General features: G+C 72.6%; 16 protein-coding genes and 1 pseudogene. 9 read left to right on the plus strand and 8 right to left on the minus strand.

Annotated elements, in window-relative coordinates; all coding sequences use genetic code 11:
* The first annotated feature begins 10 nt into the window (after positions 1-10).
* The 4 genes from ACIBVL_RS21080 (at position 11) to ACIBVL_RS21095 (ending at position 5313) form a co-directional block, all read left to right on the plus strand.
* On the plus strand, positions 11-976 hold the full coding sequence (locus ACIBVL_RS21080) for a carbohydrate ABC transporter permease (RefSeq protein WP_399098738.1): 966 nt from the start codon (positions 11-13) through the stop codon (positions 974-976).
* Positions 973-1791 carry a carbohydrate ABC transporter permease gene (locus ACIBVL_RS21085; protein ID WP_399098739.1) on the plus strand — a complete coding sequence of 273 codons (819 nt, stop codon included), beginning with the start codon at positions 973-975 and terminating at the stop codon, positions 1789-1791. The genes ACIBVL_RS21080 and ACIBVL_RS21085 overlap by 4 nt, the downstream gene beginning before the upstream one ends.
* 42 nt (positions 1792-1833) lie before the next feature.
* A complete protein-coding gene (locus ACIBVL_RS21090; RefSeq protein WP_399098740.1) occupies positions 1834-3573 on the plus strand; it encodes an RICIN domain-containing protein in 1740 nt (579 codons plus the stop codon).
* 246 nt (positions 3574-3819) lie between these two features.
* Positions 3820-5313, plus strand: a complete 1494-nt coding sequence (locus ACIBVL_RS21095; RefSeq protein ID WP_399098741.1) for a glycoside hydrolase family 3 N-terminal domain-containing protein — start codon at positions 3820-3822, stop codon at positions 5311-5313.
* A gap of 82 nt (positions 5314-5395) precedes the next feature.
* Here ACIBVL_RS21095 and ACIBVL_RS21100 read toward each other — a convergent pair.
* Positions 5396-6687, minus strand: a pseudogene (locus tag ACIBVL_RS21100) (glycosyl hydrolase).
* A gap of 8 nt (positions 6688-6695) precedes the next feature.
* On the opposite strand from ACIBVL_RS21100, the gene ACIBVL_RS21105 reads away from it, so the two are divergent.
* Together ACIBVL_RS21105 and ACIBVL_RS21110 are read left to right on the plus strand one after the other, a co-directional pair.
* On the plus strand, positions 6696-7727 hold the full coding sequence (locus ACIBVL_RS21105) for an N-acetylglucosamine kinase (RefSeq protein ID WP_399098742.1): 1032 nt from the start codon (positions 6696-6698) through the stop codon (positions 7725-7727).
* Positions 7728-7750: 23 nt separating this feature from the next.
* Positions 7751-10045, plus strand: coding sequence for a glycoside hydrolase family 3 N-terminal domain-containing protein (locus ACIBVL_RS21110; protein ID WP_399098743.1), 2295 nt, complete (start codon positions 7751-7753; stop codon positions 10043-10045).
* Here ACIBVL_RS21110 and ACIBVL_RS21115 read toward each other — a convergent pair.
* The 6 genes from ACIBVL_RS21115 to ACIBVL_RS21140 form a co-directional block, all read right to left on the minus strand.
* The gene (locus ACIBVL_RS21115; protein ID WP_399098744.1) at positions 10009-10887 is read right to left on the minus strand and encodes a carbohydrate ABC transporter permease; all 879 of its coding nucleotides are present in this window, start codon (positions 10885-10887) and stop codon (positions 10009-10011) included. The two genes, ACIBVL_RS21110 and ACIBVL_RS21115, sit on opposite strands and share 37 nt — an antisense overlap.
* Positions 10884-11909: a carbohydrate ABC transporter permease gene (locus ACIBVL_RS21120; RefSeq protein WP_399098881.1), complete on the minus strand. Its 1026-nt coding sequence runs from the start codon at positions 11907-11909 to the stop codon at positions 10884-10886. Before ACIBVL_RS21120 ends, ACIBVL_RS21115 begins: the two co-directional genes overlap by 4 nt.
* Positions 11909-13279, minus strand: coding sequence for an extracellular solute-binding protein (locus ACIBVL_RS21125; RefSeq protein ID WP_399098745.1), 1371 nt, complete (start codon positions 13277-13279; stop codon positions 11909-11911). Before ACIBVL_RS21125 ends, ACIBVL_RS21120 begins: the two co-directional genes overlap by 1 nt.
* Positions 13280-13406: 127 nt before the next feature.
* Positions 13407-14132, minus strand: a complete 726-nt coding sequence (locus ACIBVL_RS21130; protein WP_399098746.1) for a peptidyl-prolyl cis-trans isomerase — start codon at positions 14130-14132, stop codon at positions 13407-13409.
* Positions 14129-18394 (minus strand): NEW3 domain-containing protein, encoded by a 4266-nt coding sequence (locus tag ACIBVL_RS21135; protein WP_399098747.1) that lies wholly within the window; start codon positions 18392-18394, stop codon positions 14129-14131. The genes ACIBVL_RS21130 and ACIBVL_RS21135 overlap by 4 nt, the downstream gene beginning before the upstream one ends.
* A 106-nt stretch (positions 18395-18500) precedes the next feature.
* Complete coding sequence (locus ACIBVL_RS21140) at positions 18501-19385, minus strand: MurR/RpiR family transcriptional regulator (protein ID WP_399098748.1); 885 nt, start codon at positions 19383-19385, stop codon at positions 18501-18503.
* Positions 19386-19558: 173 nt separating this feature from the next.
* Here ACIBVL_RS21140 and ACIBVL_RS21145 point away from each other — a divergent pair, with 173 nt between their 5' ends.
* A complete protein-coding gene (locus ACIBVL_RS21145; RefSeq protein WP_399098749.1) occupies positions 19559-20347 on the plus strand; it encodes a sugar isomerase domain-containing protein in 789 nt (262 codons plus the stop codon).
* Positions 20348-20354: 7 nt separating this feature from the next.
* On the opposite strand, the gene ACIBVL_RS21150 is transcribed toward ACIBVL_RS21145, so the two are convergent.
* Entirely contained in the window at positions 20355-23498 is a 3144-nt protein-coding gene (locus ACIBVL_RS21150) for a beta-N-acetylglucosaminidase domain-containing protein (RefSeq protein ID WP_399098750.1), read from the minus strand.
* 246 nt (positions 23499-23744) lie between these two features.
* Here ACIBVL_RS21150 and ACIBVL_RS21155 point away from each other — a divergent pair, with 246 nt between their 5' ends.
* Together ACIBVL_RS21155 and ACIBVL_RS21160 are read left to right on the plus strand one after the other, a co-directional pair.
* Positions 23745-25112: a pyridoxal phosphate-dependent decarboxylase family protein gene (locus tag ACIBVL_RS21155; RefSeq protein WP_399098751.1), complete on the plus strand. Its 1368-nt coding sequence runs from the start codon at positions 23745-23747 to the stop codon at positions 25110-25112.
* Positions 25113-25232: 120 nt separating this feature from the next.
* Positions 25233-26174 carry an S-4TM family putative pore-forming effector gene (locus tag ACIBVL_RS21160; RefSeq protein WP_399098752.1) on the plus strand — a complete coding sequence of 314 codons (942 nt, stop codon included), beginning with the start codon at positions 25233-25235 and terminating at the stop codon, positions 26172-26174.
* The last annotated feature ends 26 nt before the right edge of the window (positions 26175-26200 follow it).

Here is a 26200-nt window from a genome sequence, read left to right on the forward strand (position 1 = left end):
GGCCGACACCATGACCATCGCCCGCGTCGACCGGCCGCGGCGGGCGCCGGCGGTGACGAAGGCGAGCTCCGCGCCCGCACCGCCGCACCGCGGGCAGCGGCGCCGGAGCCGGCTCACCGCACTCGCCTTCGTCGCCCCGCTGATCGCCTACCTCGCCGCCTTCTACCTCTATCCCCTCTACCGCAACCTCGACCTGAGCCTGCGCGACTACACCGTGCGGTCGTTCGTGGCGGGAGACGCGCCCTTCTCCGGCTGGGACAACTTCCAGAAGATCCTGGACGACCCGACGTTCGGCCCGGCCCTGCGTCACACCATGGTCTTCACCTTCGTGTCGATCGCCGTCCAGTACGCCGCCGGTCTCGCCCTCGCGGTCTTCTTCAACCGGCACTTCCGGCTCTCCACGGTGCTGCGGGCCCTGTTCCTCATCCCGTGGCTGCTGCCGCTGATCGTGTCGGCGTCCACGTGGTCGTGGATGTTCAACAGCGAGTCGGGGGTGGTGAACTACTTCCTGCACTTCCTCGGGATCGATCCCGTCGGCTGGCTCACCTCGCCCGACTGGGCCCTGACCTCGGTGATCATCGCCAACATCTGGATCGGTATCCCCTTCAACCTGGTGATCCTCCACAGCGGCCTGCAGAACATCCCGGCGGAGCTCTACGAGGCGGCCGCGCTGGACGGCGCGAGTGCCTGGCAGGTGTTCCGCAGGATCACCTTCCCGCTGCTGCGGCCGGTGTCGGCGATCACGCTGCTCCTCGGGCTCGTCTACACCCTCAAGGTGTTCGACCTGATCTGGATCATGACCAAGGGCGGCCCCGGCGACGCCTCCTCCACCCTGGCGACCTGGTCGTACCAGCTCGGCTTCGGCACGCTGCTGCCCAAGTTCGGGCCGGGCGCCGCCGTCGGCAACCTCCTCATCCTCATCGCCCTCGTCTTCGGGCTGCTGTACATCCGCGTCCAGAGGAGGCAGGAAGCGTGAAGTCCCGTAGCGGCTCCCGTCGGTACACCGTCATCGGGCTCGTCCTCACCGCGCTGATGCTGTTCCCGGTGTACTGGATGATCAATGTGTCCCTCACCCCGCAGCAGGACATGCGCAAGTCCCCGCCCGACCTGCTCCCGCTGCACCCCACCTTCGAGGGCTATCGGGCCGTCCTCGACGACCAGCTGCCCTACCTGGGCACCAGCCTCCTCATCGGCCTCGGCACGGTCGTCCTCACCCTCCTCCTCGCCGCCCCGGCCGGCTACTCCCTGGCGAAACTGCGTCCACGCGGCGGCGCCCTCGGTCTGGTCCTGCTGATCGCCCAGATGGTTCCCGGCATCGTCATGGCGATGGGCTTCTACGGCATCTTCCTCGACCTCGGCCTGCTGAACTCCTGGTGGGGGCTGATCGTCGCCGACTCCACCATCGCCGTGCCCTTCGGTGTCATGATCTTCACGGCGTTCATGTCGGGCATTCCCGGCGAACTGATCGCCGCCTCCCGGATCGACGGCGCGGGCACCTTCCGCACCTTCTGGTCGGTCGTCCTGCCGGTGAGCCGCAACGCGCTCGTCACCGTCTCGCTCTTCTCCTTCCTGTGGGCCTGGTCCGACTTCGTCTTCGCCAACACCCTCGACGGCGGCGGCGATCTGAGGCCGATCACCCTCGGCATCTACAAGTACATCGGCAACAACAACCAGGAGTGGAACGCGATCATGGCCACCGCCGTGGTCGCCTCCGTCCCCGCGGCAGTCCTGCTGGTCCTCGCCCAGCGCTACGTGGCCGCGGGTGTCACCGCGGGCGCGGTGAAGGACTGAAGACCCCCTCCCCCTCCCTCCCTTAGAGGAGAACCCCCTGTCATGAGCCGCACAAGACCACTGGCCGCCGTCCTGGGCGTAGCCGCCCTGACCGCCACCGCCGCCCTCGCCACGGGAGCCCCGGCCGGGGCAGTGCCCACCTCCGCCACCACCCTGGTGGTCAATGCCAACCAGACCCTGCGCCCGGTGACCCATGTCGCGACCGGCAGCCTCTACGGCCTCGCCGCCGACGGCACGCCCGCCGACAGCCTGGTCACCCCGCTGAAGCCGAACACCTTCGTACAGATGGCCCCGGGCGGCTCCCAACTGCCCAACGGCGAGCCCGCGCCCGCCGGTGACGCCCTCGTCGTGGCGCCGAAGGCGGCCCGCGCCGGCGCCAAGGTCGTCGTACGCATGCCGGACTGGTACCCCGACTTCCCCTACAAGTGGGTGAGCTGGACCGACTGGCTCTCCGCCGTCGACAAGCAGGTCGCCTCGGTCCAGTCCTCCGGCGCGACGAACATCGCCGCGTACGAGCTGTGGAACGAGCCCGACTGGACCTGGGACACCACCGACGCGGGCGCCTTCGACGCCGGTTGGGCACGCACCTACAAGGAGGTCCGTGCCAAGGACACCAGGACGCCGATCCAGGGACCGAGTCACTCGGCGTGGAACCAGTCCTGGATGAGCTCGTTCCTGACCGACGCCAAGGCGAGCGGCACCGTCCCGGACGTCGTCGCCTGGCACGAACTCCAGGGCAGCAAGGACATCGCCGCCCACGTCTCCGCCTACCGCTCCCTGGAGTCGAGCCTCGGCATCAGCCCCCGCCCGATCGCCATCGAGGAGTACGGCACCCCCGACGAGATGGGCAACTCCGGCGCCCTCATCGGCTACGCCGCCAAGTTCGAACGGGCGGGCGTGCGCGACGCCGAGCTCGCCTTCTGGAACCACTACGGCACCCTCGGCGACACCCTGACCGACACCGGCGGTTCGCCCAACGGCTCCTACTGGACGTACAAGTGGTACGGCGACATGTCCGGCAACATGCTCGTCACCACGCCTCCCGCCCAGACCGGCATCGACGGTCTCGCCTCCCTCAACGGCGCCGGCAACCAGATCGGCGTCGTCGCGGGCGGCTGCGCCGGCTCCTGCGCCGTGACCGTGAACGGCCTGTCGTCCCTGTCGGCCTTCGGCAGCACGGTGCACGTCAAGCTGGAGTACAGCCCGCACACGGGCCGTACGACCGCTTCCCCCGGCCCGATCACGATCTCCGAGGCGGACTACACGGTCTCGGGCGGTTCCGTCACCGTGCCGGTGACGATGAACGCCTCCGACGGCTACCACCTGGTCATCACCCCCAGTGGCACCAACACCTCGCTGGCCGGGCGCTACCAGATCACCAACAAGAACAGCGGCCTCGCCCTCGACACCCTGAACGCGGGCACCGCTCAGGGCACCTCCGTCGTCCAGGCGACGTCCACCACGGGCACCGACCAGAACTGGACCCTGGTGGCGGCCGGATCGGGCCTGTACAAGATCGTCAACCAGAAGAGCGGACTGGTGCTCGGCATCAACGGCATGAGCACCTCGGACGGCGGCACCGCCCTGATCTGGGGTGACAACGGCACCGCCGACCACCTGTGGCAGGTCGTCCCCGCCCGCGACGGCTACTACAAGATCGCCAACTACAACAGCGGGCGCCTGCTCGGCGTGGACCAGATGAGCACCTCGTCCGGCGCCCAGGTCCTCCAGTGGTCCGACAACGGCACCGCCGACCACCTGTGGAGACTGACCGCGCGCTGACCCCCCGAGGCAGCTGTGCCCCTGGCCGATGTCGGCGGCCGGGGGCACAGCACGCTCCCATGCCCGCGTCAGCGCCGGAGGGGAGTGTCACCCCATCCCGTCGAGGACGACGCTCGGCCCGCCCTGAGAACCATGTGTGCGAGCCGGCTGCGCGCGATGGGGTCCGAGCAGGCCGACACGAGGCTTGGTGAATCATTCATCCATCGGCATGTTGACTTCAGGCTTGGTGAACCAGAGGATCGTGGGGTGACGAACTCCGCCCCCCGGCCCGCCGGACCGGCTCTGCCCGCCGCCCTCGACGAGGCGGCCCACCGCTGTCTCGTCGCGGGGTTCGACGGCACGACGACCGTCCCCGACACCCTGAAACAGCTCATCGACCGCGGACTGGGCGGGGTCATCCTCTTCACCCGCAACGTCCGCGACGCCGACCAGGTTCGCGAGCTCACCGGCTCACTGCGGGCGTTGCGCGCGGACCTGCTGGTCGCCATCGACAACGAGGGCGGCGGCATAGGCCATCTGGTGGCCGCGGGCGCGCCCGAGGTGCCGGGCTCCTGGGCGCTCGGCGTCGCCGACGACCCACGGCTCACCGCCGCGTGCGCGGACGCCCTGGCCGGACATCTGCTCTCGCTCGGCATCACCACCTCCTACGCCCCCGTCGCCGACGTCCAGAGCCGGATCGAGAACCCGATCGTGCGCACCCGTGCCTTCGGCGCCGACCCCGAGCTGGTCTCCCGGCATCTGCGGGCCTGGATCACGGCCACCGAGGCGCGCGGCGTGGCCTCGTGCGCCAAGCACTTCCCCGGCCACGGCGGGACCGTGACCGACAGCCACCACGAGCTCGCCCTCGATCCACGACCGTACGACCGGCTCGACCTCGCGCCCTTCCGGTCGGCGGTCGACGCGGGGGTGCCCATGCTGATGAGCGCCCATGTCGTCTTCCCGGCTCTCGACCCCGACCGGCCCGCCACCCTCAGTCCACGCATCCTCTCCGGGCTGCTGCGCGGCGAGCTGGGCTTCGACGGCGTCCTGGTGAGCGACGCGCTGGAGATGAAGGCCATCGCCGACCGTTACGGCGAGGCGGCCGGCGCGCGTCTCGCGCTCGCCGCCGGAGCGGACCAGGTCATCGTCGCCGTACCGGATCTGGAGGTCACCCTCGCCTGCCGGGACGCCGTTCTCGACGCCCTGCGGGCGGGTGAACTGACCGAGGACCGTGTGACCGAGGCCGCGGAGCGGGTGCGGCGGCTCGCGCTGCGGTACGCGGTGCCGTACCGGCCGGGCGAGGTGGCCGCGTGGGACGCGGGGGCCGGGCTCTCGGCGGCGCGACGGGCCGTACGGAGCGGGGAGACGTTGCCGGAACCGGTGCCGGGCGCCCACGTCGTCGACCTGTTCCCGCCCCCGCACCCCGCCCTCAACTGGGGCGGCGAGGACCTCCTGACCGAGCTGCGCGCCCTCGACCCGACGGCCACGGGGACGGCGGTGGCCGGGGAGCCGGGGGACCCGGGGGCTGTCGTGGGGGAGGTGCTGCGTGCCGCGGAGGGGCGGCCGCTGGTGGTCGCCGTGTGCGATGCCGTGCTCCATCCCTGGCAGGGGAGTCTGCGGGACGCGCTGGTCGCGGCGCGACCGGACGCGCTGCTGGTCTCCACCGGGTTGCCGGAGTGGGACAGCGCGGTGTGCGCGCACGGCAGGGGGCGGGTCAATCTGCGCGCGGTGGCGGAGGTCCTGACCGGGCGGACGTCCTGACCGGGCGGACGTCCTGACCGGGGGCGGGGGGATCCGGGGCCGGAGTCCCGGCCGGTCCCGGATCCCCCCGCCCCCGCCCGCCTCATTTCGCGTCGACCAGCTCCGTGATCCCCCTCGCCCCCAGGTGCCCCGAGTCCTCCGTCCGCTCCGCCAGGACCACCGCCGGGCGGGTGCCCTCCTGGCGCAGCCGCATCCAGGCCTCGAAGAACACGCCGCCCGGACCGGAGACCGAACGCGTGGACGGGGTGCAGTCCAGGACCAGGGCTGTGGCGCGGGGCGGAGGCGGGGCCGCGGCGGCGCGGAGTTCGGCCACCGTGGCGGAGAGGGCGTCGGCGATGGGCTTGGGGTGGCCGGTGGGGTCGAACAGGCCCAGGGTGTACTCCAGTTCGGGGAAGTCGGCCAGGGAGCGGTCGACATCGTGGGAGCACCACCAGGTGACGCCCCACAGCCGTGCGCAGCCGGCCGCGTTGAGGAGCGTCGCGCGGGCGAAGCCGGGGGCGTCGGCCGCCGGGATGTGGGGCTCGGGCGCACCGGTCTCCTGGACCCAGACCGGGCGGGCCGGGTCGGTGGCGTACGCCTTCGCCAGCTCCGTCCCGTACTCGGCGAGATGGTGCACCTGCGGCGAGCGCGGGCCGTAGCGGCGCGCGCAGTCGGCGGAGAACACCCAGGGGTGGACGGTGGTCACATCGCCCTTGCGGGCCGAGGCCTCGGGGGTGAACGGGTGGTCGTCGCCGTACCAGGCGGCGTCGTACGCCGAGTGCGTGACCAGACCGCCGTCGGCGCCCAGCCCGTCGCGCGCGGCGGCCAGCAGGGTGTCCAGGTAGTGGTCCACCTCGGCCACCGACACCGGGTTGTGCTCGACCAGGTTGTTGAGTTCGTTGCCGAGCTGGAGGCCGATGAGGCGGGGGTGGCCGGACAGGGCCCGGCCCAGTGTGCGTAGCAGCACCGCCTGGGCCTCGATCGCCTCCGGGTCGGTGAACACGTTGCGGTGGTGCCAGCTGCGCGTCCACTCCGGGTAGAAGTCGAAGCTCGACAGATGGCCCTGCACGCCGTCCACGAGGACGTCCAGGCCGCACTCGGCCGCCAGGTCCACCAGCTGCACGAGCTGGTCCACGGCGGAGGCGCGGACCAGGGTGCGGTTGGGCTGGAGCAGGGGCCACAGGTGGAAGACCCGGACGTGGTCCAGGCCCAGCCCGGCGATCTGGGCCAGATCCTCGCGCGCGAGCCCGGGATCGAAGTCGTGCCAGGCGTGGAACCAGCCCCGGCGGGGGGTGTAGTTGACACCGAACCGGGGTGCCGGCGCGGGCGCGGGCGTGTCGATGGCGTCCTCCTCGGGAGACCGACCTTGTCAGCGGAGAATGTATCAACCACCATGGGGAGCAATGCATAGTGATTTGAACCAAGGTCGTCTCGACCTCGTGGTCGGCCTCGACGCCGGCGGCACCCGTACCCGGGCCGTTCTGGCGGACCTCGGCGACGGCCGCCCCCGGGGCGAGGGCACGGCCGGACCGGGCAACGCGCTCACCGTGCCCGGTCCGCAGCTCGCCGACCACCTCACCGAGGCCCTCGCACAGGCCGTGCCCGCACCGCTGCGCGGCCGGGTGGCCGCGGTGGCGGGCGGGTTCGCCGGCGCCGGCCACCAGGGGCAGGGGACCGACGAGCCCGGCCGGGTGCGCGCCCGCACGGCCCTGGCCACCGCGCTCGCCCGGCTGGGCATCGCCGCCGCCACGGTCGACGTCCACAGCGACATCGAGACCACGTTCGCCGCCGCCCCCGGCCACCCCGCCGACGGCCTCGTCCTGGTGGCCGGCACCGGTGCGGTCGCCGCCCGGATCACCGCACGGATGCCCACCGCGACCTCCGGCGGCGACGGCTGGCTCCTCGGCGACGACGGCAGCGGCTTCTGGATCGGCCGCGCGGCCGTACGGGCGGCCCTGCGGGCGGCCGACGGCCGGGGCGCGCCCACCGTCCTCGTCCGCGCGGTCGGCCGCGAGCTCGGCCTGCCCCCGGGGGTCCTGCCTCCGGAGCCCTACGGCGTCACGGACGCCGTGCCGTGGAGCGCCGCCCTGCGCACCGCCTACCGCGCCCACCTGCTGCCCGCCCTCATGGACCGGCCGCCGGTCCGGCTCGCCGACCACGCGCCGCTGGTCGTCGGGGCCGCCGAGGAGAAGGACGCCGTCGCCGCGGAGATCCTGCGGGAGGCCGCCCGCCGCCTCACCGAGAGCGTGACGGCACTCGCGCCACGCCCGGGCGAACCCCTCGTCGTCACCGGCGGCCTGCTGGCCCCGCACGGCCCCCTGCTGACCCCCCTGACCGAACGCCTCGCCGACCTCGCTCTCACCGTCACCCCGGTGTCGGACGGCTCCCCGGGCGCCGTGGCCCTGGCCCGGCTCGCCCACGGCACCAGACGCTGACGCCCGCTCCCAAGGACCTCCCCATGCCCCTTCAGGACCCCGCGGTCGCCCCGCCCCCGTACCTCGACCCGGCCGTCCCTCTCGACAGCCGCGTCGCCGACCTCCTCTCCCGGATGACCCTGCGCGAGAAGGCCGGTCAGCTCAACCAGCGGATGTACGGCTGGCACGCCTACCGCCGCACCCCGGACGGGAATTTCCGGCTCACCGAGGCCCTGCGTGCCGAGACCGAGCGCTTCGAGGGGCTCGGCGCGCTCTACGGGCTGATGCGCGCCGACGCCTGGTCCGGCGTCGGACACGGCGAAGGGCCGGGCGTCGAGGACGGCGCCGACCTCGCCGACCTGGTCCAGCGGCATGTCCTGGAACACAGCCGGCTGCGCATCCCCGCCCTGTTCGTCGAGGAGGTGCCGCACGGCCACATGGCCCTCGACGGCACGGTCCTCCCCGTCAACCTGGCCGTCGGCGCGACCTGGGACCCCGACCTGTACGAGACGGCCGCCGCCCACGCCGCCGCCGAGCTGCGCGCCCGGGGCGGCCATGTGGCGCTCGTCTCCGCGCTGGACATCGCCCGGGACCCGCGCTGGGGCCGTACCGAGGAGTGCTTCGGCGAGGACCCCTACCTCGCGGCCCGGCTGACGGAGGCGCTGGTCCGCGGGATGCAGGGCACGGGGGAGCTCTTCGCCGCCGACAAGGCCCCCGTCGTCCTCAAGCACTTCGCCGGCCAGGGCGCCACGGTCGGCGGCCGCAACTCCGCGGAGTCCGAGCTCGGCCCGCGCGAACTGCACGAGATCCATCTCCCGGCCGCCCGCGCCGGCGTCCGCGCCGGTGCCGCCGCGGTGATGGCCGCCTACAACGAGGTGGACGGCCTGCCCTGCTCCGGCAACCGTGCCCTCCTCACCGGACTCCTCCGCGACCGCTGGGGTTTCGAGGGCCTGGTCATGGCCGACGGCCTCGCCGTGGACCGGCTGGCCCGCATCACCGGCGACAAGGTCTCCGCAGGTGCCCTCGCCCTCGACGCCGGGGTCGACCTCAGCCTCTGGGACGAGGGCTTCACGCATCTGGCGCAGGCCGTCGAGCGGGGCCTGGTGAGCGAGGCGGCACTGGACGCCGCCGTCGCCCGCGTCCTGCGCCTGAAGTTCCGCCTCGGCCTGTTCGAGCAGCCGTACGCACGCCGCGTGTCGCTGCCCGCGCACGCCGGGCGCGCCCTCAGCACCGATCTCGCCCGCGCCTGCGTCACCCTGCTGCGCAACCCGGCCGGCGTCCTGCCGATCGCGCCCTCCGTGCGGCGCATCGCCGTGCTCGGCCCGCACGCCGCCACCACCGCCCACCAACTCGGCGACTACGCCGCCCCGCAGCGCCCCGGCACGGGCGCGAGCGTCCTCGACGCCCTGCGCCGGCTCGCCCCGCCCGGCACGGACATCCGCCACGCCCGGGGCGCCGCCCTCACCGGCGCCGACCGCACCGGCATCCCCCGCGCGGTCGCGACGGCCGCCGCCTGCGACCTGGCCGTGCTGGTGCTGGGCGGCAGCAGCGCCCGCACTCCCGACACGGAGTTCGACGCCAACGGCGCCGCACGGACGGTCGTGTCCGAGATGACCTGCGGCGAGGGCGCCGACCTCGCGGGGCTGCGGCTGGGGGAGGCCCAGCACGCGCTTGTGGACGCCGTCGTCGCGACGGGCACGCCGACGGCGGTCGTGCTGATCCAGGGCCGCCCGCATGTCGTACCGGACACCGCGGCCGCCGTTCTCACGGCCTGGTATCCGGGCCCTTGGGGCGGCGAGGCGATCGCCGAGGTGCTGCTCGGACGGGCGGAGCCCGCCGGACGGCTGCCGGTCTCCGTCCCGCGCTCCGTGGCCCAACTCCCCGTGCACTACAACCACAAGGACACGGAGTACGGCGGGTACCTGGACGAGAGCGCCGAGCCGCTCCACTCCTTCGGGCACGGGCTGTCGTACACGAGCTTCTCCTACGGCCCGCCCCGGCTGACCGGAGACCTCGTCGAGGTCGAGGTCACCAACACCGGCACCCGGCCCGGCCGCAGCGTCGTCCAGCTCTACGTCCGCCGGCTGCGCACGCCCGTCTGGCCGCGCGCGCTGGAGCTGCGAGGGTTCGAGGGTGTGCGGCTCGCGCCTGGGGAGTGCCGTACGGTCGCCCTGCGCCTCGGCGCGGACCAACTGGAGCTGGTCGGCGCCGACCTGGAGACGATCGTACCGACCGGGCCGGTCGAGATCCGGGTCGCGGCGTCCGCGCGCGAGGCGCTCACCGCCGTACCGCTCGTGTTCGATCAGAGTTTGACGGCCCCGGCCGAGACTCCCCGGTAGAACCACCGCTGTGTGATCACGAACAGCACCAGCACGGGGATCACGGAGATCACCGAACCCGCCATCACCACCCGCTGGTCGTAGCCGAACGACGAGCTCTGCAGCCGGGACAGCCCCAGCGTCAGCGTCATGTGGTCCTCGGAGCGCAGCACGATCAGCGGCCAGAGGAAGTCGTCCCAGGCGCTGATGAAGGTGTTGACGGTGACCACCAGGACCGCGCCCCACGCGGACGGCAGGTACAGATACCGGAAGCGCTGCCACTCGTTCGCGCCGTCGAGCATCGCCGAGTCCTCGAGCTCGCGCGGTACCGCGAGGAACGCGCCGCGCATGAGGAGGACGTTGATGGCGCCGACGAACCCGGGCAGCCACACGCCCACCACGCTGTCCACCAGACCCAGGTCGCGGATGCTGAGGAACAACGAGACCATGATCGACTCGAAGGGGAACATCATGGACGCGACCAGCACGACCCAGACCGCCTTGCGGCCCTTCCAGCCGGGCTTGGAGAGCATGTAGCCGGCCGTCGTGGAGAACACCAGCTGGCTGGCGATCGACAGCACGACCACGATCATGCTGTTCCTGATGTACGTGGCGACCGGCACCTGCTCGAAGACCTGGCGGTAGGCCCGCAGGGTCGGGTGGTGCGGCAGCAGCGAGGCGTTCGAGCCGAAGACGTCCTCGCCCGTGCTCTTCAGGGAGGCGAGGAGCTGCCAGACCAGCGGGCCGACGGTGATGCCGAGCACGATGAACAACAGCAGGTAGCGCACGGCCAGTTCGCGCGGACGGCCGTACTCCCGCCAGCGTGGCATCGGCCGCCGGGCCTTGTGCACCGCCGTCGTCATGACTCGTCCTCCTTCGTCAGGCGCTGCGCCAGCAGGGTCAGCCCCAGCGTCAGCAGGAACAGCGCCACACTGACCGCCGAGCCGTACCCGGCGTTGCCGGTGATCGGGTCGAGGCCGACGTCCTTGATGTAGAAGGGCAGGGTGCGGTCGGCGCCGCCGGGACCGCCCGTGGAGCTGCCCAGCATGTAGATCTCCGTGAACACCCGCAGCGAGCCGATGCCGGTGAGCGTGCCGACCAGCATCATGGCCTGGCGTACGCCGGGCACGGTGATGTGCCAGAAGCGGCGCGCGGCACCGGCGCCGTCCATGGACGCCGCCTCGTGCAGCTCCCTGGGCACGTTCCCCAGCGCGGCCAGGTAGAAGATCATGTACCAGCCGAGGCCCTTCCACAGCGTCAGGCCCATCGCCGACAGCAGGATCAGCCACGAGTCGGACAGGAACGGGATGGCGCTCCGGATCAGATGGGCCTTCTGCAGCCAGGTGTTGACCAGCCCGTCGTCGGCCAGCAGCCACTGCCAGCTCAGGCCCACGACCACGCTGGAGGCGAGGACAGGGGTGTAGAAGGCCGAGCGGAAGAAGCCGATGCCGGGGAGGTTCTTCTCCACCAGGACGGCCAGCAGCAGCGGCAGCAGCACCATCAGGGGGACGACGACCAGCGCGTACAGGAGGCTGTTGCGGGTCGCCAGCCAGAAGTCCGAGTCGTCCAGCATCCGGGTGTAGTTGTCCAGCCCGACGAAGCTCGCGGCGCCGCCGAGCGGCTTGGCGTCGGTGAACGACAGCAGGACGGTGTTGAGGAAGGGGAACACCCCGAACACCACGGCGCAGACGATCGCGGGCGCGGTCCACAGCCATGGCAGCCACCAACGGCGGTACATCGCCGCTCCGTTGGCGCCGGGCACGGGACCGGGCAGGACGGCCCGGGCGAGGCGGCGGATACGGGAGGGGGCCCGGCGGCCCGGCACGGAGAAGGTGTGCTCCGTACCGGGCACGGACACCGGCTCAGCGGTCTGAGTCGCCACGATCAGCCCGCCTGCTTCAGCAGGTCGTCGACCTTCTCCTGGGCGTCCTTCACGGCCTGTGCCGGACTCTTCTTGCCCTGCATGGCCAGCTGCACCTGGGACACGATCGCGTTCTGCGCCGCCGGGGAGAGGTTGGTCTGGTAGGCGGTGGCGGTCTTCAGCTGCTCGGCGACGAGTTTGCGGGCCTCCGAGAACGGGTCGTCACCGGTGACCTTCTGGAAGAACGGGTCGTCCAGCGAGGCCGTGGTCGTCGGGAAGATCACCACGTTCGGGTCCTTGCACCAGGCCGTCTGGTTCTCGGCGTTGGTCAGGAACTTCGCGAAGGCGAGGGCCGCGGGCGCCTGCTTGCTGGTCGCGGCGACCGCTATGTACTGCGGAGCCCCGGTGGTGTGGCCGAGCGCGTCGAAGGGCTGCTGGCCGACGCCGGTCTTGGCGTAGACCGAGGGGCTGTTCTGCTTCACGAAGCGGACGAAGCTCGGGTTCGTCGAGCCGTAGGCGACCTTGCCCTGGCTGTACAGCGTCGAGGGATCGTTGCTGGAGGACAGCGAGTCCTTCGGCATCGCGCCTTCCTTGTAGAGCTTCGCCATCCAGGCGACCCACTGCGTGGTCCTCGGATCGTCGCCGAAGACCGCGGTCTTGCCGTTGTCGGACAGCACCTTGATGTTCATCTGGTCGAAGTCGGCCGGGATCCGCCAGACCGGGTTGGCCATCGTCGCGTAGAACTTGCCGTCGCTCGCCTTGGCGATCTTCTCGTAGTCGGCGAACAGCCCGAACATGGTCGTCGGCGGCTTGTCCGGGTCGATCCCGGCCTTCTCCAGCAGGTCGGTGTTGTACGTGAGGACGATGCCGCCGGTGTACCAGGGGAACACGGTGTGCTCGGGCATGCCCGAGGAGTCCTTCATGGTGCTGGAGTTCCAGAACGCCGGCACGAACGGCTTGGCCGAGGACGGGTCCTTGACGCCGAGGTTGAGCAGGTAGCCGGCCTTGGTGAGGGCGGTCCCGGTCTCGGAGTTGAGGTTGAGGACGTCCGGCAGGGTGCAGGCCTGGGCGTCGGCGACGGTGCGCTGGGTGAAGGTGTTGTCGCCGGGGTCGTCGATCCACTTGACCGAGGTGCCGGGGTTGGCCTTCTCGAACGCTTTGATGACTCCGTTGAAGAACTTCCCGAAGTCCTTCTTCAGATTGGTCGTCTGGAAGGTGATCTTCCCCTTGACGTCCCCGGTGAGCTTCCCGGAACCGACGTTGCCCTGGTCGACCTTGCAGCCCCCGGCCGTGGCCTCCCCGCTGTCGGAGCCGCCCGACAGGCCGCAGCCGGCCGCCGTCAGGGTGAGGGCGATGACGCCCGCGACGGTTCCGGTCAGTCTTCCCGCACGCATGTTGCCTCCTGCGCTTGCTGGTTCAAATCACCAACTTGGACTCCGATTGATGAAAAGGTGGACCAGAATTCATCGGAGGTCAATGGCTTGCCGTGTTGCGTTTAGGTTCCGGCTGTTACCGGAGCGTTCAGTGCCGGTGCTCGTGGTCGGGGTGCGAGGGGTCGCCCGGGTGTTCGTGCCCGGGCGCGAACTCCACGCCGGCCCGGGCCCGGTCCAGCCAGTCGAAGAAGGCGAGCCGCCCCAGCGCCCGCCGCAGTTCCCGCACCACCTCGTCCCGGACCTCCCGGAACGGCAGGAAGTCCCCCGGACCCGCCCCGCCGTAGGGGTCGACGCCGCGCCGGAGCGCCTCCCGGGTGAGATAGCGGTCCGGATTGCGGTCGTAGTAGGCCCGCGCGGCCTCCTCCGGCACTGTCTGCTCGGCCTCCAGCGCCGCCAGCAGGGCGCGTGCGGCGGGGGAGTGGGCGAGCGCCACCGCGACGATGCTCCCCAGGTCGGCGACCTCGGTCCCGGACACCGCGAGCACCCGTGCCGGGCATACGTCGGGAGGCGGTGCGAGACCGCGCTCGGCGCAGGAGCGGCGGGCGAGTTCGTCGACGACCACGACCTGCGTGGCCCACCGCCGGCGCTGCCGTTGCGCCCGTGCGAGGGCCTCCGACCGGGTCTCCCGGTCCCGGGCCGGGACGGCCGCCAGCAGCGCGTCCACCCGGGCGACCGGAACCTCCTCGCCACCGACCACCGCGGCGGGCCCACCCGCACGGTGGTGCGGGTGTCCGTGCCGCCGTCCGTCCGGTACGGCCTCCTCATGGCCCTCGGACGCGGCCTCGTCGCCCACGGTCACCGGGGGGCCGCTCACGCCGTCACCTCCAGCACGATCGCCTCCGTGTACGCCACGCAGCCGTGCCAGCCGGCCTTCGCCATCAGCCAGTACGAGCCCGGAGGCATGGCCGAACCGTCCACCTCCACCTCGCACACCGCGCTCGCCCCGGCGGCCACGGCGAACCCCTGGAGGCCCGGCCCGACACCGGCCCACGTCCCCCAGGACGACACCGCCCACAGTGCCCCGCTCACCGGTCCCCGCGTCGTGTTGCGCACGCTCACCGGCACCCGCACCCGCTCGCCCCGCCGCACCTCGACCCGGTCGACGCCCAGCTCCAGCACCAGACCGACTCCGGTGCGCCCGTCCGGCTCGCCCGCCGGCACCTCGCCCGGCACATCCAGGGCGACCACGTCCTCGTACGTCTGCCCGCCGTACGCCAGCCGCGCGGCGAGCCGGTGCCGGCCGGGGGCGGGGTCCGGCGGGGGCGTGACGGTGACCTCGGTGAGCGTGAAGCCGCCCGGGCCCAGCGTGTACGGCAGCGCGGCGGGCTCGGCGGTCCAGCCCGGCGGCACGTCCAGGGCCACCACCCCCGACACCGGAGCGTCCGTCAGCTCGGAGGAGACCCGGACCGTCGCGGTGACCGGGCCGTCGGCGGTGAGCGCGGCCGGCGAGAGATAGACGGCGACGGGCAGGTTGCCCCGGGGCGCGGGGCCGGAGTTGTGCAGCCAGTAGCGGGTGTGCACCGGCTGTGCGGGCTCGTGAGCGGCGATGCCCGGCCCCCCGGCCCCCGCGCCGGCCGACGGCGAGGCCAGCACGGTCGTCACCTCGAAGCCCGTCAGGTCCAGCTCCACCGCGCCGTCCGCGCCGAGGGCCAGGGGCTCGCCGGGCCGTTCGAGCACGTCCGCCCGCGTTCCCCCGGTCCACGCCGAGGGACCCGTCAGCCGGGCCCGCACCGGCCGTCCGTCCACCTCGTGCGCCCGCACGACGACCCCGGCCGCAGGGTCCGCGGGCGCCGTGCCGCCCCGGGCCAGCGGGGAGCCGGCCGGCTTCAGTGCGTCCAGCAGCACCCGTCCCTCGGGCTGGAGCGTCAGCAGGGCCGCCGTCCTGGGCAGGTCGGCCGGTGTTTCGCAGGGCCGCCGCAGCCGGGCGGTGAGCGGATGGTTGAAGGCGTGTCCGGCGCGCGGCCAGCCCAGGTCGCGCCAGTCGCCCTCGCCCGCGACGACGGCGTACTCGAAGGTGTGCGACCAGCGCTGCAGCTGGAAGGCGGAGCCGTCGGGAGCGGTGCGCCGGGGCGGGTCGACCCAGATGCCGGAGGGCCAGCCGGTGCAGGAGCGCATGAGGGACATGTGGAGATCGCCGGAGGAGGTGACGACACAGCCCGGCGTGCCCCGGTTGAGGAGCGCGAAGCTCCGGCCGTCCCAGGCGTCACCCGGCGGCAGCGCCTCGCCGCCGCCGGCCGCCGTGACCCGTACGGTCGCGTCGTCGAGGTCGGCGATCAGCGCGTCGACGGCCTTCGCGTCGTCCTCCGGGCGGGCGCCCGCCACCACGAGCAGCGGCAGCCGTTCCAGGTCGCGCAGGTCGGCGCCGGGCACCCACTCCTCGCGCAGCGAGGCGCGCGGCGCCACCCACACGGCGGCCAGGCCGTCCGTCGCCAGCTGACGGCGGAGCTCGCGGGCGGCCCCCGGGTCCCAGCCGAGAACCTCGGCGACCACCGGGTTGCGCTCCGGGCCGCCGACGGCGATCCGGATGTCGGGCAGATTGGAGTCGACCTCCAGGTCGCCGTAGCGCGGACCGCCCGCGATCGTCGAGGTGGCCGTGACGCCGGCGCGCACCAGGGCGGCGGCGAGCGGGGTGCCCAGCTCGCCCGCGCCGTCCCAGTCGGCGAAGACCAGTTCGGCGACGCCGAACGACCGGTGTCCGAGCAGCGCGCCGGTGTCGTCGTGGACGGCCGTGCGGGCCGTGGAGCCCAGGCCGAACCAGGTGTTGGCCGGGTTGTCCAGCGTCCAGGGGAACCGCTCGCTGTCCACCTCCACGAACCCGAAGCCGCGCCCGATCACCGCGTCCGCCACCTCGTGCACCGGCAGCCCGCCGCGCACGTCCGAGGGCCAGCGCACCCGGATCAGCCGGTCGGCGCCTTCGTAGCCGTCGACGGTGGTCGTCACGTCCAGGCGGTCCACGCCCGCCCACAGCGTCAGCCGCTGGGTGTACCGGAAGAGGCCCAGGTCGGCGCGGACGGTGATGCGGGAGCCGGCCGGGGAGTGCTCGACATCGATGTCAGCGGTCACGTCCCGGCTACGGGCGGCGGTCGTGCCGGTCGGGGTGAGGTGCCAGGGGCCCTCGCCGAAGCGGGGGTGCCTCGGGTACTCCTCCTGCACGACCAGCTCGTTGCCGATGTCCCCGGGGCGCAGCAGCTCCCGGCCGCCTTCGGTGAGCGCGCGCAGGCTGCTGACGCCGCCGCCGCGCGCGGGGTCGACCGTCACCTCGTAGAACTCGTTGCGGATGGTCGGCCCCTCGCCCGCCGTCCAGCCGGGCACCCGGCCCTCGGCGAGGGAGAGCGCCTTGAGGCCCATGCCGGGCACCTCGGGTACGACGACCCGCAGGGTGCCGTCCTCGCGCACCGCGGGCAGCGGCAGGCCGGTGATGTCCAGCGGGACCAGGCCCGGGTCGGCGACGGTCAGCACGTCCCGCCGCCGCCAGGTCGCGGAGTTGAAGACGACCAGGTCGGGGGCGCCGCCGGGCAGCGGGACCACCCTGCGGGCCAGCGCCTCGGTGGCGTCGGCGTGCACGGCCTCGGCGAGGTCGTGCAGCTCCCGCCAGCCGGTCAGCAGGTCGACGTACACCTGATCCGACTCGGAGCCGGTGATGGCGTCGTGGTGGGCGCCGTAGACCAGCTGCCGCCAGGCCTTGTCCAGGGCCGCGTCCGGGTAGGGGTGTCCGGCGACGAGGGAGGCGAGGGTGGCCCAGGCCTCGGCGTCGGCGAGCAGTGTCTCGCCGTACCGCTGGGCCTGCTTGGTGTCGATGTAGGAGACGTCCTTGCCGGTGTAGACGGGGTTCATGTCCCGGGTCTGCGGGCTGGCCGTACGTCCTTCGGCCGCCAGTTCGGCGCGTACGGCGGCGAAGAAGTCCCGGGGGATGCCGCTGATGAACCGGGGCCAGACGTACCGGGCGTTCCAGTCGCGGTGGATGCCCATCACCCAGCGGCACGGCGGGGCGTAGTCGCCGCCGACGGGCAGCAGGACGTTACGGGTGAGCGCGACCTTCTTCAGCCCCTTGAAGAGCTTGAGCGCCGCCGCCTCCGCCTCGGGGAGCGTGGGCGCGTTGTCGATGGCCCAGCCGGCGCCGTAGTGGTTGACCATGTAGGCCGTGAGCAGTCCGCGTCCGGAGGGGGCGATCCAGCTGAACTCGGCGGGGAACTGCATCCGTCGCGGGTCGCGCGGCTCCTCGCCGAACACCGACAGGGTGGGCCCCCACTGGTGGAAGGGGCCGCGCGCCCAGGAACTGGAGGTGACCCCCGCGTCCGCCATCAGCCCGGGGAACTGCGGGTCGTGCCCGAACGCGTCCAGCTGCCAGGCGGTCTCCGGTGCCGCCCCGATGATCCCGCGCTGGAAGCCGTCGCCGTACAGCGCGTTGCGTACGGTCGCCTCGGCGCCGGTGAGATTGGTGTTGGGCTCGTTGTAGGTGCCGCCCATGATCTCGACGCGGCCGGTGCGGATCAGCTGGCGCAGGAAGGCCCGCTCCTCCGGAAAGGCGTCCCAGTAGGGCTTGAGGTAGTCCACCTCGGCGAGCACGAAGGTGTACGCGGGGTCGCGCCGGGCCAGGTCGCAGTGGGCCCGGACCAGGCTCATGCCGGACTGGCCGCGTGAGTCGAAGGTCCGGGCGGGCAGGCCCGTGACGGCGGGGTCGTCGGCGACGTCCCAGGTCTCGGTGTAGGCGGCCTGGGTGTTCCACCAGACGGGGTCGTAGTGGAAGTGGCTGACCATGAACATGGTCCAGCCGGGCTCGGCGGCCGTGAACTCGGCGCTCCGGCCGGCCAGTCGGTCTCCGTCGGCGGCGGTGACGGTGATCTCGCGGCGGTCGCCGGGGAGGAGGCCTTCGGTGGCGACGGATATCTCGGCGCGCGCGGTCCCGTCCTCGCCGACGGTGACGACGGTCTCCCCGACGCCGCGGACGCCGGGTCCTTCCACGCCGACGCGGACCGGCCGGCCGGGGTCGTGCTCGACGCAGACGGCGATCACCTGGTGCGGCTGGGCCTCGGTGCCGGTGAAGAGCTCGGTCGACGCGACGGAGATGACACGCATGGGGCTCCTAGGAGTGCGCGGGGGAGCCCCATCCTGGCATCGAGGGATGGTTCAATCAATCATCTGTGGGGAGTTTGGTTGGTTCATCCATGCATTGCCGGTCGGTTCAGCGGGCCCGCCGGGACTTCACCGCGTGCGCCCCGGCGATGTGGTCGGTCAGCGCCAGGGAGGCGCTCGCCCGCTGGTAGGAGAGCTGGCCGACCCGGACGTAGAGGCAGTCGATGAGCATGAGCACCGAGTGACGCGCGCCGATGCTGCCGGTGCGGAAGCTGGTCTCCGAGGAGGAGGAGATCAGCCGCACGTCGGCGGCGCGGGCGAGCGGGGAGCGCGGGTCGGCGGTCAGGGCGATGGTGGTGGCGCCGCGCTCCTTGGCCAGCTCGAATGGCTCGATGGTCTCCCGGGTGGCGCCCGAGTGGGAGATGCCGATCGCCACGTCCGCCGGGGTGAGCAGGGCGGCGGAGGTGGTGGCCGCGTGCACCTCGGTCCAGCCGCGCACCGCGCAGCCGATGCGGAACAGCCGGGTCTCCGTCTCCTGGGCGACCGCGCCGCTGCCGCCGACGCCGTAGACGTCTATGCGCCGGGCGCGCGCCACGGCCTGGGCCGCGCGCTCGATCGCGTCCAGGTCGATCCGGTCGATGGTCTGCTGGATCGCCCGCAGATCGGCGGTGCCGACGACCTGGACGACCCGCTCCAGACTGTCGTCGGGGGAGATGTCCGGGCCGATCTCCGCGCTCCCCCAGTCCGAGGACTCGCCACGACCGCGCTCCTGGGCCAGCTCGATCAGCAGGTGCTGGTAGGAGTCGAGACCGATGGCCCGGCAGAACCGGGTGACGGTGGCCTGTGAGGTGCCGGTGCGCCGTCCCAGCTCCGCGGCCGAGCAGTGGGTGACGGCGGCCGGATCCTCGAGGATCAGCTCGCCGACCTTCCGCAAGGAGCCGGGCAGTCGCGGCAACTCGGTGCGGATGAGGGTGGTGACATCGGTCGAGGGCATGGGAAGAAGGTATCAGCCACCGATTGGGGCAGTCTCTGAATACCAGGACCGGTACTTCCGGTCGGACCCCCGGGCGAGCTGGGGTCATTGCCCGCGGGGCTGAGCGTATGATTTATTGATTCATAGATAGCTGCGTATGAGGTGGTTCAATCCACCACTGGGAGGTTTTCAGGGTGTCCGTCGAGTCCGCCAACGAGTCCGTGACCCAGCCGGTGAGCGCCGACCGCTTCGCGCGCGAGAGCCTGGCCGTCCTGAACCGCCTCACCGATTCCGCGCGCGCCGACGTGAGTGCCGCCGCCGCGCTGATCGCCGACTGCGTGCGCGCGGACGGTGTCGTGCAGGCCTTCGGTACCGGCCACTCGCAGGCACTCGTGCTGGAACTCGCGGGCCGCGCGGGCGGCCTGGTGCCCACCAACCGTCTCAGCATGGCCGACCTCGTCCTCTTCGGCGGCGGCCACCCCGGAGTCCTGGACGACCCGCTCCTGGAACGGGAGCCCGGCATCGCGGTCCGCCTCTACGAGCTGGCCGCCCCCCGCCCCCAGGACGTCTTCGTCGTCATCTCCAATTCCGGTGTGAACAACGTTGTCGTCGAGATGGCCCTGCACGCCAAGGAGCAGGGCCACCGCCTCCTGGCCATCACCTCCCTCAGCCACACGCGGCAGGTGCCGGCCGTCCACCCCAGCGGCAAGAAGCTCGCCGACCTCGCCGACGTCGTCCTCGACAACGCGGCCCCGCGCGGCGACGCCCTCCTCGAACTCCCCGGCGGCGGCGCGGTCTGCGCCCTGTCCACGCTGACCGGCGTACTCCTGGTCCAGATGACGGTCGCCGAGACGACCGCCCAACTCCTCGCCTCCGGCGACCGCCCGCCGGTCTACGTCTCCGCCAACGTGCCCGGCGGCTTCGAGAGCAACCTGGAACTGGAGAAGCGGTACGCCGGACGGATCCGGCGCACCGCCAGTTGAGACAGGGCTACGGCACCGGTACCGGGGTCAGCGCGACCGCCAGGGGATAGGCGCCGGTCGGCAGCGGGGTCCCGGGGGTGCCGGAGGCCGGGTCGACCGGCACCAGCTCGTTGCCGTCGGCCGTGGTGACGTACACCGTGGAGCCGTTCCAGTCGGGCGCCACGTCGAAGGCCGACCTGCCGACGGTGACCGGTGTTCCCGGGGCGCCGGTCACGGTGTCGACCGGCGTGACCGTGTCGCCGTTGCTGGGACTGACCCACAGGGTGCGGCCGTCCGGGGAGAGCGCCAGGCCGTAGGCCTGGCCGGTCACCAGGATGGTCGGCTCGGTGTCGTTGGTCGCGGTGTCGATCGGGGTCACCGTGGAACCCCCCGAGTCGGAGACGTACACGGTCTTCCCGTCGGGCGCCGCGACCACGTTGAACGGGGACGGCCCCACCCGTATCGCGGGCTCGGCCGTACGGGTCGCGAGGTCCACCGGTGTGACCGTGTCGTCGTGGATGTTCGCCACGTACAGGGTGGCTCCGTCGGGCGTGACCGCCATGTTCTCCGGACCCGAGCCGACGGGGATCGCGGTGCCTGCCGTCAGGGTGCCGGTGTCGACGGGCTGCACGGTGCCGTCCGTGTAGTCGGCGACCCAGAGCGTGCCGCCGTCCGGCGTGAGGGCGAGCCCGGCGGGGACCCTGCCCACCGCGACCGTGCCGGTGACCGTGCCGCTCGCCACGTCGATCACACTCACCGTGTCCGACCCCTGGTTGGCCGCGTAAGCGGTACGGCCGTCCGCGCTCACGACGACCTCGCCGGGGTTGGCGCCCACCTTGATCTCGGTACTCGTGCCGGCGGCGAGATTCAGGGAACTCACCGACGCCCCGCTGAAGTTGGCGGTCAGGGCCCGTGGTGTTCCCCGGCCGTCGGTCACCTGGACGGGTATCGCCCGGGTGAGACCGTCGGAGCCCCCTGACACCACGACCGGGCGGACGCCCGCCGAGGCGTTCTCGGCGGCCGTGAAGGTGACGGTGGCGGAGGCGCTGCCGCCCGCCGGGACCGTGACCGTGCCGCTGTCCGGGGAGGCGGCGACGCCGGCGGGCACGGAGAGCTTCCAGTCGACGGACCGGCCGGTGGTGGACCGTCGGTCGGCGAGGGTGAGGGTGACCGTGGCGCTCGCGCCGGGCTTCAGGGAGAGGGAGCCGGGCGAGAAGGACGGGTCCACGCCGGGATCGGGGGCGTGCTGGAGCATCGCCGTGTAGAGGAACTCGTCCATCACCCCCGGCGACACCTGCTGCGGGATCACGTCCAGCGCCTTGCGCTCGCCGCGCAGCCGGTTCCAGTACGTCGAGACGGCCTCGGTGTCACCCCGCTTGCCGGCCAGCAGCAGGTCCACTGCCGTCAGCCCGGCGGTGCCGTAGGAGCCCAGCTTGTCCAGCCAGGGCGAAGTCTCCGTGAGGAAGCCCGGGTCGGTGAGGTGGGCGCGCAACTGGGCGGGGGTGGCGGTCATGTCGGTGAAGTAGGACCGCAGGGCGGCCGCCGCCCGGTCGAGACCGCTGTCGGTCTCGTACGCAGCGCGGAACGCGGCGATGAGCGGGGTGAGGGTCGGGGACTCGGTGGTGTTCAGCTGGGAGGAGTAGTTGTTCTCGGCGAAGATCCGCAGCCACTTCGTGGCTGTTCCGGTGGGGTCGGCGAGGTCGCGGACTGAGGCGAGGAACGCGGCCCGGGGGTCGTAGCCGTCCGGGTTCCACAGGTAGGCCGCCGAGGTGAACAGCGCGAGCCTGCTCGCCTCACCCTGGATCATCGGGTTGGCGGTGACGCCGACGGCCTCACGCGCCACGTCCGCCTCCCTGCCGGTGTAGGGGCCGAGGAGCAGACGGCTGGTGACGTAGTCGTTGACCGGGTAGTTGTCCCACACCAGGATCGGGTGCCCGTAGACCGCGCGGGCCTGCCGCACCTGCGCGGCGGTGATCGTCGGCGCGATCACGCCGACGCCCGTCCACTCGACGACGACGCCCGGGTCCAGCCGCTCGCGCAGCCCCTTCTTGTACGGGGTGTCGGCGAGGTCGGAGTACTCGGTGGGGACCATCTCCAGCGGCTCGAGCCCGGTACGGCCGGCGGAGAACTCCTCCCACACCCGGTTCAGGAGGTGGGCCTGGGCGGCTCCGGCGGCCCCGCCCCCGCTGCCGAACTCCTGCTCGTCGGCGGGACAGTTCCACTTCGTGTAGCTGATGTCGTCCAGCGGGATCGCGAAGGAGCGCACGCCGATGGCGTACAGCGAGGCGAACTTGCGGACCAGCGCGGTGATGTCGGCGTCCGAGGAGTAGCAGACCGACAGGCCGGGGGAGAGGGCGTAGGTGAAGCGGACGTGGTCGGCGGCGGCCCGGTCGACGAGTTCCCGCAACTGTCCCAGCTCGGCGGCCGGGTACTCGTCGCGCCAGCGCTCCCGCAAGTAGGCGTCGTCCTTGGGCGAGTAGACGTACACGTTCTGCTTGGTGCGGCCGTAGAAGTCGAGTTGGCTCAGCCGTTCGGCGTGTGTCCACGGGGTGCCGTAGAACCCCTCGACGACGCCGCGCAGTCGGGCCGTGGGCCAGTCGCGGACCGTCACCTCGGGCAGGCGCGGGCCGGTGAGGAGCTGGCGGAGCGACTGGGCCGCGTAGAAGGTGCCGGTGGTGTCGGTGCCGGAGAGGGCGAGCAGGGCGCGGCCGGCGTGACGGCCCGAGGCCAGGACGTACCCCTCCGGGGGCAGCCCGGCAGGCGACTTGACGCCCAGTTGCTTCAACACGCCCGCCGTGGCGGGGTTTTCGCCGGGGCCGCCGACGAAGACGGTCAGGCCGGCGGCGGGCGTCCGGCGGTCGCCGGAGGGGACGGTGACGATCCGGTCGGCCCCGGCGGCGCGCAGGGCGGCCTCGACGACGCGCCGGGCGGAGGAGTCGGTGTGCGGGCCGACGACCTCCACCACACGGTCGGGCACGGCCAGTTGACGCCCTGTGGCCTCGATGTGCCGGGGCGTCGGCCAGAGCGCGGGTGCTGCGGGTACGGCCGGCGCGGCGGCGGCCGGGGGGAGCGAGGGCAGGGTCAGGCCCAGAACCAGGAGCAGGGCCCGCAGCAGGCGCCGGGGTCTGCGGGAACGAGGGGGGCGTGGGGGAGGAGAGGTGATTGAAGTCACCAGCAAATGCTAGAGATATTGAATCAATCATTCAATGGGCGGCCCGGGGCGCCATCGCGGAGCGGAGCGCGCGCCAGGGTTGCGGTCGGCGGCGTGGACGGTGATGGGCGAGGGTGGCGTCAGCGTCCTGGTGTCGACGGCGACCACCCATCTGCTGCGGCGACCGGTACCGGCGAGGACCTGAGCGCGCGTGCTGCCGGACGGCGTGGCTTGCGACTCGGCGGCGACTGTCTCATAGTCCCTGGTATGGACGCGCGCGAGACGGCGCTCCGACAGGCATACGACCACGCCGTCCGCTGGCTGGCGAGCCTCTCCGACCGCCGGGTCCCCGCCAGTGCCTCGGTCGACGGGATCGTGCGCGCGCTCGGTGCCGACCTGCCCGAGGGGCCCAGCGCGCCCGCCGACGTGGTCGACCTGATGGCCACGGCCTGTGAGCCGGGGCTCACCGCCTTTCCCGGCGGCCGCTTCTACGGCTTCGTGGTCGGCGGTGCCGAACCGGCCGCGCTGGCCGCGGACTGGCTGGTCAGCGCCTGGGACCAGAACTGCGTGATGCGTGCCGTCTCACCCGCGTACGCCGCGGCGGAGGAGATCGCCGGCGCGTGGCTGCTCGATCTGCTCGGGCTGCCGGGCGACAGCGCGGTCGGCTTCACCACCGGGGCCACGATGGCGAACTTCACCTGCCTCGCCGCCGGGCGCGACGCGGTGCTGCGGCGCACCGGTTGGAACGTCGCCCGCGACGGACTCACGGGCGGCCCGGCGGTGCACGTCGTCGCCGGCGAGCACCGCCACATGGCCATCGACCTGGCGCTGCGCTACCTGGGGCTCGGCCGGCCCGAGCTGGTGCGGGCGGACGACCAGGGACGCATGGAGCCCGAAGCGCTGCGGCGCACCCTGGCGGCCGGCGGACGGCGGCCCACGATCGTGATCCTCCAGGCCGGAGACATCCACTCCGGTGCCTTCGACCCCTTCGAGGAGACGATCCGCGCCGCCCGCGAGGCGGACGCATGGGTGCACGTCGACGGCGCCTTCGGACTGTGGGCCGCCGCCTCCCCCGCCCACGCGCACCTGACGGCGGGCTGCGCACACGCCGACTCCTGGGCGACGGACGCGCACAAGACCCTCAACGTCCCCTACGACTGCGGCCTCGCGCTCGTGCGCGACCCGTCCGCTCTCCGGGCGGCGATGGGCCTGCACGGCGACTACCTCATCCAGGACGAGCGGGGCGACCCCGTCGACAAGGTCCCCGAGCTCTCCCGGCGCGGCCGGGCGTTCACCGTGTGGGCCGCACTCAGGTCCCTCGGCCGGTCGGGCGTGGCCGACCTCGTCGACCGGCTGTGCCGGCACGCCTCCGCGTTCGCCACCGGCATCGCGGCGATCGACGGCGCGACCGTCCTCAACGACGTCGTCTTCACCCAGGTGTGCGCGGACTTCGGCGACGACGCACGCACGGAACGGGTCCTCACCCGGCTGCTCGACGACGGCACGGCATGGATCAGCGGCTCCACCTGGCGCGGCCGGCGCGTCATGCGGATCTCGGTGAGTAACTGGTCGACGACCGAGGACGACGTGACGCGCGCACTCGACGCGATCCGGCGCGCCTCCCTGAGCGCCTGAGATCCGAGCGGCCCCCCGGCTCTGGCAGGACGGCCTCGACGCGTGAGCACGCGCCGCGGCCCGGCCTGGCGCAGGTGAACCACGTCCTGTGTACACACGGCGCATGAACGGGCACAGTGGGTGGGGAACACAGCCGAGGACGAGGGGGACGTCATGGGCGGTGAGCCGGACGGCGGCTCCGGGATTCTGTCGGATCAGAACGCCGAGGCGGCGCTGCACCGGCTGCGCGCCATGACGGTCTCTCACAACCGGGCTCAGCGACTGGCCCATGCCCGTACCGGGGTCTCCCTGCTCCTGGCCGTCGTCGGTCTCGCCACCGCCTTCGTCTCCGAACTCACCGTCCCGGTGACCGTGCTCGGCGGGCTCTGGGCCGTGGCCCACTCCGTCGGCCTCACCTCGTGGGAGAGCAGTGAGGCCCGCCGGGCGGCGCTGCTGCAGGAGCTGTTCGACGTACGGCTGTTCCGGCTGGAGTGGAACAGCGTGCTGGCCGGCGCCCAGCCCGCGCCGCACCACGTCAACAGCCTCAGCCGGCGCTTCCGCGGCGACGAGGCCGAGCTGCGGGACTACTACGAGATTCCCGAACTGCCGCACCCCTACGACGTGCTCGCCTGTCAGCAGCAGAACCTCGGATGGGGTGCCCGGGTGCGCCGTCGCTATGCCCGGACCGTCCTCACGGCGATGCTGGTCTGGCTGAGCGCGGGCCTCGTGGTCGGCCTCGCGGCCCGGATGAACGTGCTCGACCTGGCCCTGCTGTGGTACGTCCCCTCGCTGGGCGCCGTGATGATGGGCCTGGACGTCTGCCGGACGCAGTGGGAGGTGGCCGGGGAGCGGGAGCGGGTGATGGAACTGCTGGAGGCCCGGATCGCCGCGAGCGGTGATCCGGCCGCGCTGCTGGGGTTCGCCCGGCAGGTCCAGGACGTGATCTTCCAGTCCCGGCAGCGGCACACCCGCGTACCGGAGTGGTTCTTCCGGCGCTTCAAGACCACGGACCGCGCCGACTTCCAGGCCGCCATGGCCGATCTGCAGCGGGTGGTGGGGCGTACGTCACCCCAACCGGGCTGACGGGGCGGCGCCCTGCGGTATCCGCG

The organism is Streptomyces sp. NPDC049687, from assembly GCF_044465285.1.
Classification (GTDB): Bacteria; Actinomycetota; Actinomycetes; order Streptomycetales; family Streptomycetaceae; genus Streptomyces.

What these genes read in the sequence shown, in the direction of transcription:
- ACIBVL_RS21125 (WP_399098745.1), bottom strand. Translation starts at nt 13,279, where the DNA reads ATGCGTGCGGGAAGACTGACCGGAACCGTCGCGGGCGTCATCGCCCTC.
- ACIBVL_RS21105 (WP_399098742.1), top strand. Translation starts at nt 6,696, where the DNA reads ATGCATAGTGATTTGAACCAAGGTCGTCTCGACCTCGTGGTCGGCCTC.
- ACIBVL_RS21135 (WP_399098747.1), bottom strand. Translation starts at nt 18,394, where the DNA reads ATGCGTGTCATCTCCGTCGCGTCGACCGAGCTCTTCACCGGCACCGAG.
- ACIBVL_RS21080 (WP_399098738.1), top strand. Translation starts at nt 11, where the DNA reads ATGACCATCGCCCGCGTCGACCGGCCGCGGCGGGCGCCGGCGGTGACG.
- ACIBVL_RS21155 (WP_399098751.1), top strand. Translation starts at nt 23,745, where the DNA reads ATGGACGCGCGCGAGACGGCGCTCCGACAGGCATACGACCACGCCGTC.
- ACIBVL_RS21110 (WP_399098743.1), top strand. Translation starts at nt 7,751, where the DNA reads ATGCCCCTTCAGGACCCCGCGGTCGCCCCGCCCCCGTACCTCGACCCG.
- ACIBVL_RS21090 (WP_399098740.1), top strand. Translation starts at nt 1,834, where the DNA reads ATGAGCCGCACAAGACCACTGGCCGCCGTCCTGGGCGTAGCCGCCCTG.
- ACIBVL_RS21140 (WP_399098748.1), bottom strand. Translation starts at nt 19,385, where the DNA reads ATGCCCTCGACCGATGTCACCACCCTCATCCGCACCGAGTTGCCGCGA.
- ACIBVL_RS21115 (WP_399098744.1), bottom strand. Translation starts at nt 10,887, where the DNA reads ATGACGACGGCGGTGCACAAGGCCCGGCGGCCGATGCCACGCTGGCGG.